The sequence below is a fragment of the Mesorhizobium sp. PL10 genome (assembly GCF_053714315.1).
The window spans coordinates 213,139-225,343 of record NZ_JBSKBR010000008.1 but is presented as its reverse complement, the minus strand read 5'-3'; the positions used below and the strand labels follow the sequence as shown (position 1 = coordinate 225,343).

The window sequence follows — 12,205 nt, the reverse complement described above, 5'->3', positions numbered from 1 at the left end:
CGCCCATCATTTGGCGACGATATCGGCGACGATCATCTGCCGCAATTCGGCGGTGACCTCAGGCCTTTTGCCGAACCAGCGTTCGAAGCCGGGCACGGCCTGATGCAGCAGCATGCCGAGACCGTCGACCGTCTTCAAATTGCGTGCCCGCGCCGCGGCGAGCAGCGGCGTTTCCAGCGGCACATAGACAATATCGGCGACAATGGCGTACCCCGGCAGGCCGGCGGGATCGGCGGCCAGCGTGGCGTCGCCATGCATGCCGAGCGCCGTGGTGTTGATGAGCAGGCCGGCATCGCCGAGCAAATCGCCCACCGCGCCATGCGCCGAGACGCCGGCGCCGAAGCGGTCGGCCAGTTCCCGCGCCCGCGCCAGGGTACGGTTGACGATGCGGATATCCCTCACGCCACGGACCTTCAGCGCTTGGATGACCGCGCGGGAAGCGCCGCCGGCGCCGAGCACCACGGCCGGGCCATTTTTGTCCCAGCCCGGCGCATGCTCGTCGAGATTGCCGGCAAAGCCGATCCAGTCCGAATTGCCGCCCCACAGCAGACCGTCTTCCAGCCACAGCATGTTGACCGCGCCGATCATCTCCGCCGCTTCGTCGCGGCGCTCGACCCGCGCAAAGGCCACCTCCTTGTGCGGGATGGTGACGTTGCCGCCCTGGTAGTCATTGGCCTGCAGCGATCTGAGAAATGCGGGAAAATCGGCCGGCGCGACATCGATGGCGCGGTAGCTGCCCTCGATGCCGTATTTCTTCAGCCAATAGCCATGGATCTTCGGCGAGCGCGAATGCGCGATCGGATGGCCGGTGACAAAAGCTTTTTTCTCAACCATCGATGGCTCCGAGCCCCCGCAATTCCTTCAGCACCGGCAACAGCGGCAGGCCGACAATGGTGAAATAATCGCCTTCGATCTTTTCGAACAGCTGGATGCCCTCGCCTTCGATCTGGTACGCGCCGACGCTGGCCAGCGCCCTGGCGCCGACGCGGGCGAGATGACGGCCAATGAAAGCAGGATCGAGCTTGCGCATGGTGAGGCTGGCGACGCCGACATGGCGCCACAGCACCTTGCCGTTACGGCACAGCACGGCGGCGCTGTTCAGCTGATGCGTCTTGCCCGACAGCGCCAACAGATGGCGGCGGGCACCTTCCATGTCGGCCGGCTTGTGGAACACCTCGTCGCCGAGCGACAGCGTCTGGTCGCAGCCGAGCACCAGAGCCCCCGGCCTGCGATCGCTGACCTCGGTGGCCTTGGCCTCGGCGAGGATGAGGGCGACATCTTCCGGCGACACGCCGCTGTCCTGCAACGGCGCCTCGAGCGCGCGCTCGTCGACCTCGGCCGGGACGGCTTCGATGTCGAGCCTGGCATTGACCAGCATGGCTTTTCGGAATGGGCTGCCGGAGGCGAGGATGATTTTTTCGGGCATGCTGACTCACCAGGGTTGGTGTTCCGTCGCGCACCCCTCATCCGTCCGAGCTGCGCTCGGCCACCTTCTCCCACAGGGGGAGAAGGGAAGTCCTGTACGGACGTCACTGCAAATCGCCAACGGATGCAATCTGCGGAGACGACGGCGCCGGGCTCTTCCTTCTCCCCTTGTGGGAGAAGGTGGCCTCGCGAAGCGAGGTCGGATGAGGGGTGCGCGACGGAGTGCTCACTTATCTCGTCTGCCCTACCGCGTCTTCCCCCTAAGGGCAACGATCGCCGCTGCCGTCTCCTCGATCGAGCGGCGGCTGACGTCGATCATCGGCCAGTTGTGGCGGGTGCAGATCTGGCGAGCATAGGCGAGCTCTTCGGTGATCATGGCGCGGTCGACATAATCCGTCGCTTCATAGGTGCTGCTGTTGCCCAGGATACGGTTCTGGCGGACATGCGAGATGCGCTCGGCGGTGGCGATCAGGCCGACGATCAGCGGCTTGCTGGCGGCGACCAGGCTTTCGGGCACCGGTACGCCGAGCACGATCGGAATGTTGGCGGTCTTGATGCCGCGGTTGGCGAGATAGATGCTGGTCGGCGTCTTCGATGTCCTGGAAATGCCGATCAGCACGATGTCGGCATCGTCCATATTGGCCGGCAGCTGGCCGTCATCGTGCTCCATGGTAAAGTTGAGCGCATCGATGCGGCGGAAATAGTCGGCGTCGAGCACGTGCTGGGCGCCGACGCGGCGGCCGGCCGGCGTGCCGAGGTACGACTGGAACACGGTCAGCACCGGCTCCAGCACTGAGACGCAAGGCAGGCCCATGGCGGCGCAACGCTCGTCAATACCGCGCGCCAACTTCTGGTCGACCACGGTGTAGAGGATGATGCCCGGTTCCTCCTCGATGTCCTCGAACACTTTCGCCACCTGCTTTTCGGTGCGGATGAGCGGGTAGATGTGCTCGATGGCGCGCGCATCCTTGTATTGCGCCGAAGCCGCCCGGCCGGCCGCCAGCAGCGTTTCGCCGGTGGCGTCGGAAATCAGGTGCAGGTGGAAGAAGCTCTGGGGTTTGTTCACAGGGGGCACCTGGGGCTGTGGGCTTGTGTGGATAAACAGGGACCGGAAAGGCGACCGGCCGGAGGCGACTGTATCAGAAGGCGGGTTGTCCACAATTCGATGCGCTGTCGGCTTCGTCGGAGGGCTGGGGACAAATCTGGGGACGGGCATTTTTGCCAGCGCGTCATCCACAGAGCCCGTTTTGCGATCCTGGCGTCAAGTCCTTGACTCCAGTCAGTGAATCCCGGTCGTCCACACTCTCCTACAATCCCGGATGGGAAGTGCGCGACAATATGCTGGCTGGTCTTTTCCGGGGCAAAGCGGGACAGGAGACAACCACCACAACCAACAGACTCTTAGAATCAGAAGATTCTTAGAAATAAGATATTTGATTTAGAAAGAGGGCTGGGAGAGGCGAGCGCCCCATGCGACGGATCATGCTGGACGTATTGAAGGGCAAGGCAGCGTTTCCGCCGCCACTCTGGATGATGCGTCAGGCCGGGCGCTATCTGCCGGAATATCGCGAGACCCGGAAGCGCGCCGGTTCCTTCCTCGATCTTTGCTACAATCCGGACCTTGCCGTCGAAGTGACGCTGCAGCCGATCGAGCGCTTCGGCTTCGATGCCTCGATCCTGTTTTCGGATATCCTCGTCGTGCCGCATGCGCTGGGCCGTGACGTGCGCTTCGAAGAGGGTCGCGGGCCGTTGTTGACGCCGATCACGGCGACGGAGATTTCAGCTCTAAGCAGCGAAACGTTTCACGTGAATCTCGAACCGGTCTACGAGACGGTTCGCCGGCTGCGGGCAAAACTGCCTGAGGAGACGACGCTGATCGGCTTTTGCGGCGCGCCGTGGACGGTGGCAACCTACATGATCGCCGGCCACGGCACGCCGGATCAGGCGCCGGCCAGATTGTTTGCCTATCGCGAGCCGGCCGCGTTCCAACAGCTCTTGAAAGTCTTGGCTGATCATTCAGCGGCCTATCTGATTCGCCAGATCGAAGCCGGCGCCGATGTGGTGCAGATTTTCGATTCCTGGTCCGGCGTGCTCGACGATGCATCGTTCGACCTGTTCTGCGTCCAGCCCGTGGCGGAGATCGTCCGGCAGGTTCGTGCCGTCCATCCTGATGTTCCGATCATCGGTTTTCCCAAAGGTGCCGGCGCCCGCTACGAGAGCTATCGCGAGAAGACCGGTGTTACGGGGCTGGGGATCGATTGGACCGTGCCGCTGACGTCAGCGAAGGTATTGCAGGCCGGTGGCGCCGTGCAGGGCAATCTCGATCCCTTGCGGCTGGTGGCTGGCGGCAAAGCCCTGTCCGATGGCGTCGATGCGATCCTGAGGGCGCTGGGTGACGGGCCGCTGATTTTCAATCTTGGCCACGGCATCACGCCGGAGACGCCGGTGGCGCATGTCGAAGCAATGGTGAAGCAGGTGCGGAGCGCGTCATGACCATGATGGGCAAAGAGCAAAGCGGCGCCATGCGCCGCGCGGCGATCGCGATTGCGGTGTTCCTGGTGCTGGCCGGGCTGCTGTTTCTGCTCGGGCCTGAGGATTTCTATCCCTGGGCCAAGGCGATCCATGTCATCGCCGTCATGTCATGGATGGCGGGCATGCTCTATCTTCCGCGGCTGCTGGTCTATCACGCCGATGCCGAGAAGGGCTCGGTGCAGTCGGAAACCTTCAAGGTGATGGAGCGCCGGCTGCTGCGTGGCATCATCAATCCGGCCATGGTCATCACCTGGGTGTTCGGCCTGTGGCTCGCCTGGAAAGGCTTTGGTTTCCAGGGCGGCTGGTTGCACGCCAAGATCGCGGCGGTGCTTGGCCTGTCGGCCGTTCATGGCTATCTGGCTGGCGCGGTGAGGAAATTTGCCGAGGATCGCAACGAAAAACCGGCAAGGCACTGGCGGATCGTCAACGAGATCCCCACATTGCTGATGATCGTCATCGTCGTGCTGGTCATCGTCAAGCCGTTCTGAGGCTTCGCGCACCGACCTGAAACCAGATTTGGTTTTCTAAAAAGCACGATGCGGAGGCCGGAAGGTCCTCCGCAAAAGGCGGCTTGCTCTTTCAACCGACCGACGATACAAGACGGGTCTTCCTTCCCGTCATGCGCCGCCCATTTCGCTTTTCGGCCGCGCCCGGCATTTGTCGCATCCAGCCGATATTTCCCTCAAAAAGCCTACTCAGAGTCCGTCTATGCAAGAAATGAAACTCGCAGAGTTCAAGAACAAGAAGCCGCCAGAGCTGATCGCCTATGCCGAATCGCTCGAGGTGGAAAACGCCAGCGTCATGCGCAAGCAGGAGCTGATGTTCGCCATCCTGAAGAAACTGGCCGCCCAGGAAATCGAGATCATCGGTGACGGTGTGGTCGAAGTGCTGCAGGACGGTTTCGGCTTCCTGCGCTCCGCCAATGCCAACTACCTGCCAGGTCCCGACGATATCTATATCTCGCCTTCGCAGATCCGCCGCTTCTCGCTGAAGACCGGCGATACGGTCGAAGGGCCGATCCGCAGCCCGAAAGAGGGCGAGCGCTATTTCGCGCTGCTCAAGGTCAACACCATCAATTTCGACGATCCCGAAAAGATCCGTCACAAGATCCACTTCGACAATCTGACGCCGCTCTATCCGACCAAGCGGCTGAAGATGGAGATCGACAATCCGACCTCGAAGGACATCTCGCCGCGCGTGATTGACCTGGTGGCGCCCATCGGCAAGGGACAGCGCGCGCTGATCAACGCGCAGCCACGCACCGGTAAAACCGTGCTGATGCAGAACATCGCGCATTCGATCACGGCCAATCATCCGGAATGCTATCTGATCGTACTGTTGATCGACGAACGGCCGGAGGAAGTGACCGACATGCAGCGCTCGGTGAAGGGCGAGGTTATCTCCTCGACTTTCGACGAGCCGGCGGTACGTCACGTCCAGGTCGCCGAAATGGTCATCGAGAAGGCCAAGCGCCTGGTCGAGCATGGTCGCGACGTCGTCATCTTGCTCGATTCGATCACCCGCCTCGGCCGCGCCTACAACACCGTGGTGCCGTCATCCGGCAAGGTGCTGACCGGCGGTGTCGACGCCAATGCGCTGCAGCGGCCGAAGCGCTTCTTCGGTGCCGCCCGCAACATCGAGGAAGGTGGCTCGCTGACCATCATCGCCACCGCGCTGATCGACACCGGCAGCCGGATGGACGAAGTCATCTTCGAAGAGTTCAAGGGTACCGGCAACTGCGAAATCCAGCTCGACCGCAAGGTGGCTGACAAGCGCATCTATCCGGCCATGGACATCTTGAAATCCGGCACCCGCAAAGAAGACCTGCTGGTCTCCAAGCAGGATCTGCAGAAGATCTTCGTGCTGCGCCGCATCCTGGCGCCGATGGGAACCACCGACGCGATCGAGTTCCTCATCGACAAGCTGAAGCAGACCAAGACGAATGCGGACTTCTTCGATTCGATGAACACCTAAGCAATCCGCCGGACCGACCGGTCATCCATCAAACCCCATTCCGGGAAGCCGGGATGGGGTTTTCTTTGAGGTGACAACCGAACCAATCAGCCTCAACCAAGCGGGCTTTCCGGAAACTTAACCTGCCGGGCGCAAATGGCGTTCGAGCTCTTCGGCGCTGGCAATGACCGGAAGGCAAAGCTGGCCGGTGCACAGCCAGGCCCCCGGTCTGTCGGTCGGCGGCAGGACTCCACCCGGCAATGTCGGTCGATTCGCTTCCGTTCCAATTGCTACGACAATATCGACGCGGCGTGGGTCAGGATTCCGATTCGCAACCGGAACGAGGTTTGGATCCTCTGGGGTATCGACCAATACGAGCTTCAGCGGTTCAAGCGCCAGCGCGCAGGCGTTGACGATGCCGGCCTGGCCATAGGACTGGTGCCCTGCCCGACCCATGGCGTGTTCGGCGACCCGCCATGCTCTCTCCTGCAGATCGAGATCGCCGGTGACCGAAGCCAACCGAACGAGCGCTTCGATGATCTGGCTGGTGGCGGAAGAAATCGCCTCGTCGACATCGCCGCGGATGCGGATCGGCACGTCGGTGCTGTCGGATGCCGTCAGATAGTAGCCGGTGCTGTCGCTATCCCGATGCCAGCGATCCAGCTGGTCGATGAATTCTGTTGCTTGCTCGATGTAGCCCGAATCGCCCGTGGCTTCGAATAGCGCAATCGCTGCATTGGTCATCGCGGCATAGTCGCTGGACAGTGCCGGAAACAGTTTCTTGGCGCCGAGCATGGAGTGCGGCAGGCGTCCGTCTTGGCCAGCCTCGGCGACATGGCTGAAGGCCTTTGCCGCCGCGTCGATCCAGTCGGGTCGGTTCAGTGCCCGGCCGGCCTCGGCGAGCGCCGTGATCATCAATCCGTTCCAGTCGGTCAGCGCCTTGCCGTCCCTGCCCGGGCGGACGCGCTGCTCTCGTGCCGCCAGCAGCTTTTCCTTCAGCGGGAGCAGTACCTCCCGATCAGGCACAGTTTGGTTTTGCTGCGCGTCGGTCTGATGGATGATCGGCTTGCCTTCCCAGCCATGTGGCGCGGAAAGCGTGAAGTAGTTGAAAAACAAGGTTGAATCATCGCCGAGCACGGCTTCGATCTCTTGCCGGTTCCAGGTGTAGAACAGCCCCTCCTCGCCGTCGCTGTCGGCATCGAGGCTGGCGGCGAAGGCATCGCCGTTGACGCGCATTTCGCGTAACAGCCAGGCGACGGTGTCTTCGATTCGTATCCGGAACAAATCATTGCCGGTCGCGGCAAAGGCCCAGTTACACAGGCGGATCAGCTGGGCATTGTCATAGAGCATCTTTTCGAAATGCGGCACCAGCCATTCGGCATCGGTGGAATAGCGGCTGAGCCCGCCACCGACATGGTCGTAGATGCCGCCGGCCAGCATCTTTTCCAGGCTGACGAGAACGGCGTCGCGATGCGACGGGACGCCGTCGCGCAGCCAGGACAGCCACAGCGTGGACATGAAGGGCGCGTTCGGAAACTTCGGTGCGCCGCGCAGGCCGCCGAGATCCCTGTCGATCATGCCGTCGATGCGGGCGGCGAGATCGCTGAGTGTTTCCTTGTCGAGCGCGGCCTTGGCGTGGACGCCGGCCAGCCGCGCCTCGACATGGCCGGTCAGGCCGTCGGCGCTCTGGTCGAGACTTTCCCGCTTGTCGCGCCAGGCTTTGTCGACGGCTTCCATCACCTGGATGAAGCCAGGGCGGCCATAACGCGCCTCGCGTGGAAAATAGGTTCCGCCCCAGAACGGTTTGCCGTCGGGGTTGAGGAACATGGTCAGCGGCCAGCCGCCCTGCTCACCCATCGACGACAGGGCAGCCATATAGATCTGGTCGATGTCCGGCCGCTCCTCACGATCGACCTTGATATTGACGAACAGCCGGTTCATGACGTCGGCGACGCTGTCGTTCTCAAAGCTTTCATGCGCCATGACATGGCACCAGTGGCAAGCGGCATAGCCGACCGAAAGCAGGATCGGCCGCTGCAACGCCTTGGCTTCGGCCAATGCCGCCGGCGACCAGGCCCGCCAATGCACCGGATTGCCGCTGTGCTGCTGCAGATAGGGGCTGGCTTCGTCGGCAAGCAGGTTTTGCGCAGGCAAGGTCACTGTGGGCGCTCGGTTTGGCGGGTGATGTTTTCAAGCTAGGGCTGTTCAGAAGAGCGGGCAAATGATTTCAGGCGATTCGATTGTAGCGCTGTCCAGCGGTCGGCTGCCCGCCGGCATCGCCGTCATCCGTATTTCCGGGCCGAAGACTCGATTCGTAGTCGAAACGATTGCCGGAAGCATGGTTAAGGACCGTGCTGCCACCTTGCGCAGGCTTCGGGCTGCCGACGGATCGCTGATCGACAACGGCCTGGTGCTGTTTTTTCCGGGGCCGAAGAGTTTTACCGGTGACGATGTCGCCGAATTCCATGTCCATGGCGGCCGCGCCGTTGCCGGCAAGATGCTGGAGACGATCGCCGGCTTGGATGGTGTGCGCCATGCCGAGCCGGGCGAATTCACGCGGCGCGCCTTTCTCAACGGGAAGCTGGATTTGGTCGAGACCGAGGCGCTGGCCGACCTGGTCAATGCTGAAACGGAGGCGCAACGCCGCTTTGCGGTGCAGAATGCGGAGGGCGTGCAGAGCGCGCTTTATCTTGGCTGGCGTCGGCGACTGATCCATGCGCGGGCGATGATCGAGGCGGAAATCGACTTTGCCGACGAGGACGACGTGCCGGGGTCGGTTTCGGACACGGTCTGGTCGGATGTCAAAGCGATGATTGGCGAGATCGGCCGGCATATCGACGGATTCCATGCCGCCGAAATCATCCGTGACGGTTTCGAGGTCGTGATTCTCGGGGCACCGAATGCCGGCAAGTCCAGCCTGTTCAACGCGCTGGCGCGGCGCGAGGCGGCGATCGTCACCGATGAACCCGGCACGACGCGCGATCTGCTCGAGGTGGTGCTGGACCTTAACGGGTTGCGGGTCCGGATCACGGACACGGCCGGGCTGCGCGAGGCGCCGGGAAAGGTCGAGGCGATTGGCATCGAGAAGGCGCGGGCCAAGGCGCATACGGCGGACCTGATGTTGCTACTGGAAGATCTGGCGAGCCCGACCGCTGTCGGCGAGATACCAGCCGACATCCCCGCTTTGCGGATTGGCACCAAGGTTGATCTGCTGAAGGGCCAACGGCCGTTGGCCACCTATGACGCGTTGATATCGACGGTGGAAGGCACCGGGCTGGCTGAACTGGTGGCCGAGATTGGCGGGCGCGCCGCTGCCGCGATTGGCGATGCCGGAGACATTCTGCCGTCACGGCTACGGCATGTGGAGCTGCTAAAGGAAACGAAGCTTTACCTGGCTTCGGCCTTGTCCGGAGCAGAGAGCGGTCAGGAACTGCGGGCCGAGGAGCTACGCCTTGCCGCGGACCGGCTAGGCCGCATCGTCGGCGCCGTCGATGTTGAGGACTTGCTCGACGTGATCTTCTCGCAGTTTTGTATCGGGAAGTGACTCACGTGAAACGCTGCAGCGGTGGACCGCGATTCACGTGAAACACTGACCGATCCCTGTTTCACGTGAAACGGATCGGGGCCGCAGGTCAGCGCGGCGCTGCCGCTACCCGCCTTGATTCACGTGAAACACTGCTACCGGGCAATCTCCATCAGTCCCACGTGATACGAATCGCCTTCCATCCTTGACAGCGCCGGCTCCCGGGGACATGTGTCGGGCAATCTCTGAAACTGGAACACAAAATGATCGATCACTATGATGTGGTTGTGGTGGGCGGCGGCCATGCCGGGTGCGAGGCGGCGAGCGCTGCCGCGCGTGCCGGCGCCAGGACGGCGTTGGTCACGCTGCGCTTCGACACGATCGGCGTCATGTCCTGCAATCCGGCGATCGGCGGGCTCGGCAAAGGCCATCTGGTGCGCGAGATCGACGCCATGGACGGGCTGATGGGCCGGGTCGCCGACGCGGCAGGCATCCAGTTCCGCCTGCTCAATCGCCGCAAGGGCCCGGCCGTGCGCGGGCCGCGCACGCAGGCTGATCGCAAGCTCTATCGGCAGGCCATGCAGGAAGCGATTCGGCAGCAGAACGATCTCGATGTCGTTGAGGGCGAAGTCCTAGATTTCGAGATCGCGGAAGGACGGATTGCCGCTGTGCTGCTGGCCGGCGGACGGCGACTGGCCTGTGGCGCCGTCGTGCTGACCACAGGCACCTTTTTGCGCGGGCTCATCCATATTGGCGAGAAGAAGATCGTCGCCGGGCGCATGAACGAACAGGCGAGCCTCGGTCTCTCGGCAACGATGAGCCGCGCCGGCTTTTCATTGGGACGACTGAAGACCGGGACGCCGCCGCGGCTCGATGGCCGCACCATCGACTGGGCGTCGCTGGAAAGCCAGGCTGCGGATGAGGATCCGGTTCCATTTTCGCTGCTAACCGACACGATCAAGAATCCGCAGATCCAATGCGGCATCACACGCACGACGCCGGCGACGCACGCACTGATCCGCTCGAATCTCGGCCGCTCGGCCATGTATTCCGGCTCTATCGAAGGCGTCGGGCCGCGCTATTGCCCATCGATCGAAGACAAGATCGTGAAGTTCGGGGATCGCGAGGGCCATCAGATCTTCCTCGAGCCGGAAGGCCTCGACGACGACACCGTCTACCCCAACGGCATTTCGACCTCCCTGCCCGAGGATGTGCAACTCGACATTCTGAAGACAATCCCCGGCCTCGAGCGCGCGACCATGCTGCAGCCGGGCTATGCCATCGAATACGACCACGTCGATCCGCGCGAACTCGAGCCGACGCTGGAAACCAGGCGCATCGCAGGCCTTTTCCTGGCCGGTCAGATCAATGGCACCACCGGTTATGAAGAAGCCGGCGCGCAAGGTCTGCTCGCCGGGCTGAATGCCGCGCGCAAGGCGTCGGCCGGCGAGCAAATCGTGCTTAGCAGGACCGAGGCTTATATCGGCGTGATGGTCGATGACCTCAACAGCCGCGGTATCACTGAGCCTTACCGCATGTTTACGTCGCGGGCCGAGTTCCGGCTGTCGTTGCGGGCCGACAATGCCGACGAGCGGCTGACGCCGCTGGCAATACGGCTGGGCATCGCCTCGCCTGAGCGGACGCTTCGGTTCAACCAAGTTACTGAGGATCTTGATAAGGCGCGCGGGCTGGCGACTGCCACGACGATGACGCCGAATGAAGCGGCGCGGCATGGGCTTGAGGTCAACAGGGATGGCGTGCGCCGATCCGCCTATGAGTTGCTGGCCTATCCCGGCGTCGATATCGCCTGGCTGATGCGGGTCGCGCCGGCATTCGGCGCCATCGGCGCCAAAACCGCTGAGCGGCTCGAAACGGAAGCGAAATATTCGGTCTATCTAGATCGGCAGCAGGCCGATGTCGCCCAGATCCGCCATGAGGAAAGTCGGCTGATCCCTGCCTCGGTCGATTTTGCCGATGTTCCTGGCCTCTCCAATGAGCTGAAGCAGAAGATGCGGACGCGCCAGCCGCGCTCGATTGCCGATGCCCAGCGCATGGAAGGCATGACCCCGGCGGCGCTGGCGATCATCGTCGCGCATGTCCGCAATGTCGAATCGGCAGCGCAAAGGGCCGTTGCGTGAGCGCAGCCTCATGGACGAGCCTGCAAGAGGCCGCAGGACCGGTTTCACGTGAAACATTCGAGCGCCTGGTGGCGTTCGAACAGCTGTTCCTGAAATGGAACCGCAGCATCAACCTGGCCGCACCGTCGACGCTGGACGATGTCTGGGGCCGTCATATTCTGGACAGCGCCCAGCTGGCGCGAATCGCTCCCGAGGCAAAACGCTGGGCCGATCTCGGTTCAGGCGGTGGTTTCCCCGGCCTGGTGCTGGCTTTCCTGCTGGTCGAACGTGACGGCGCGTCGATCGACCTGGTCGAGAGCAACCGCAAGAAAGCGTCGTTCCTGCAAGCTGTCATCGGCCAGTTCGGTTTGCCGGCTCGGGTCGTTGCTCGGCGCATCGACGACAGCTATGCGCTTGTTTCCTCACCGGAAATCGTCACCGCGAGAGCACTCGCCGCGTTACCCGCGCTGCTCGATCTGTCGGCGCCATGGCTGACCAAAGGGTCGCGCGCGCTGTTCCACAAAGGCCGGGATTACCGTGCCGAAGTGGAAGAAAGCACTCACCGCTGGGCCTTCGATCTGGTAGAACATCCGAGCATGACCGACGCCCATGGCGTCATCCTCGAAGTGACCGATCTGCGGGCCGCGTAAGCTTC

General features: G+C 62.6%; 10 protein-coding genes. 6 read left to right on the top strand and 4 right to left on the bottom strand.

All coding sequences use genetic code 11. From position 1 onward, the window contains the following. Nucleotides 1-6 precede the first annotated feature (6 nt). From ACWGTO_RS15610 to ACWGTO_RS15600, 3 genes are all read right to left on the bottom strand, one after another. Nucleotides 7-834 (bottom strand): shikimate dehydrogenase, encoded by an 828-nt coding sequence (locus tag ACWGTO_RS15610; RefSeq protein WP_454575715.1) that lies wholly within the window; start codon nt 832-834, stop codon nt 7-9. Beyond that, a complete protein-coding gene (locus ACWGTO_RS15605; RefSeq protein ID WP_454575714.1) occupies nt 827-1,426 on the bottom strand; it encodes a Maf-like protein in 600 nt (199 codons plus the stop codon). Before ACWGTO_RS15605 ends, ACWGTO_RS15610 begins: the two co-directional genes overlap by 8 nt. A gap of 243 nt (nt 1,427-1,669) precedes the next feature. Further along, the gene (locus ACWGTO_RS15600; protein ID WP_454575713.1) at nt 1,670-2,641 is read right to left on the bottom strand and encodes a pyruvate, water dikinase regulatory protein; all 972 of its coding nucleotides are present in this window, start codon (nt 2,639-2,641) and stop codon (nt 1,670-1,672) included. 254 nt (nt 2,642-2,895) lie between these two features. Between ACWGTO_RS15600 and hemE the strand changes: the two genes are divergently transcribed. The 3 genes from hemE (at nt 2,896) to rho (ending at nt 5,931) form a co-directional block, all read left to right on the top strand. Next, nucleotides 2,896-3,918 carry a uroporphyrinogen decarboxylase gene (gene hemE, locus ACWGTO_RS15595; protein ID WP_454575712.1) on the top strand — a complete coding sequence of 341 codons (1,023 nt, stop codon included), beginning with the start codon at nt 2,896-2,898 and terminating at the stop codon, nt 3,916-3,918. Continuing rightward, nucleotides 3,915-4,445: a protoporphyrinogen oxidase HemJ gene (hemJ, locus tag ACWGTO_RS15590; protein WP_454575711.1), complete on the top strand. Its 531-nt coding sequence runs from the start codon at nt 3,915-3,917 to the stop codon at nt 4,443-4,445. The genes hemE and hemJ overlap by 4 nt, the downstream gene beginning before the upstream one ends. Before the next feature lie 220 nt (nt 4,446-4,665). Then, nucleotides 4,666-5,931 carry a transcription termination factor Rho gene (rho, locus tag ACWGTO_RS15585; protein ID WP_112560220.1) on the top strand — a complete coding sequence of 422 codons (1,266 nt, stop codon included), beginning with the start codon at nt 4,666-4,668 and terminating at the stop codon, nt 5,929-5,931. 117 nt (nt 5,932-6,048) lie between these two features. On the opposite strand, the gene ACWGTO_RS15580 is transcribed toward rho, so the two are convergent. Continuing rightward, a complete protein-coding gene (locus tag ACWGTO_RS15580; protein ID WP_454575710.1) occupies nt 6,049-8,070 on the bottom strand; it encodes a thioredoxin domain-containing protein in 2,022 nt (673 codons plus the stop codon). Between the two features lie 61 nt (nt 8,071-8,131). On the opposite strand from ACWGTO_RS15580, the gene mnmE reads away from it, so the two are divergent. The 3 genes from mnmE (at nt 8,132) to rsmG (ending at nt 12,200) form a co-directional block, all read left to right on the top strand. Further along, entirely contained in the window at nt 8,132-9,454 is a 1,323-nt protein-coding gene (gene mnmE, locus ACWGTO_RS15575) for a tRNA uridine-5-carboxymethylaminomethyl(34) synthesis GTPase MnmE (RefSeq protein WP_454575709.1), read from the top strand. A 242-nt stretch (nt 9,455-9,696) separates the two neighbouring features. Next, nucleotides 9,697-11,571 carry a tRNA uridine-5-carboxymethylaminomethyl(34) synthesis enzyme MnmG gene (gene mnmG, locus ACWGTO_RS15570; protein ID WP_454575708.1) on the top strand — a complete coding sequence of 625 codons (1,875 nt, stop codon included), beginning with the start codon at nt 9,697-9,699 and terminating at the stop codon, nt 11,569-11,571. After that, nucleotides 11,568-12,200 (top strand): 16S rRNA (guanine(527)-N(7))-methyltransferase RsmG, encoded by a 633-nt coding sequence (gene rsmG, locus ACWGTO_RS15565; protein WP_454575707.1) that lies wholly within the window; start codon nt 11,568-11,570, stop codon nt 12,198-12,200. The genes mnmG and rsmG overlap by 4 nt, the downstream gene beginning before the upstream one ends. Nucleotides 12,201-12,205 lie beyond the last annotated feature (5 nt).

Bases quoted from the DNA above. Each gene is read 5' to 3' on its own strand.
- hemJ (WP_454575711.1), top strand. From the start codon at position 3,915: ATGACCATGATGGGCAAAGAGCAAAGCGGCGCCATGCGCCGCGCGGCG.
- hemE (WP_454575712.1), top strand. From the start codon at position 2,896: ATGCGACGGATCATGCTGGACGTATTGAAGGGCAAGGCAGCGTTTCCG.
- mnmG (WP_454575708.1), top strand. From the start codon at position 9,697: ATGATCGATCACTATGATGTGGTTGTGGTGGGCGGCGGCCATGCCGGG.
- ACWGTO_RS15610 (WP_454575715.1), bottom strand. From the start codon at position 834: ATGGTTGAGAAAAAAGCTTTTGTCACCGGCCATCCGATCGCGCATTCG.
- rho (WP_112560220.1), top strand. From the start codon at position 4,666: ATGCAAGAAATGAAACTCGCAGAGTTCAAGAACAAGAAGCCGCCAGAG.
- mnmE (WP_454575709.1), top strand. From the start codon at position 8,132: ATGATTTCAGGCGATTCGATTGTAGCGCTGTCCAGCGGTCGGCTGCCC.
- ACWGTO_RS15600 (WP_454575713.1), bottom strand. From the start codon at position 2,641: ATGCCCGTCCCCAGATTTGTCCCCAGCCCTCCGACGAAGCCGACAGCG.
- ACWGTO_RS15605 (WP_454575714.1), bottom strand. From the start codon at position 1,426: ATGCCCGAAAAAATCATCCTCGCCTCCGGCAGCCCATTCCGAAAAGCC.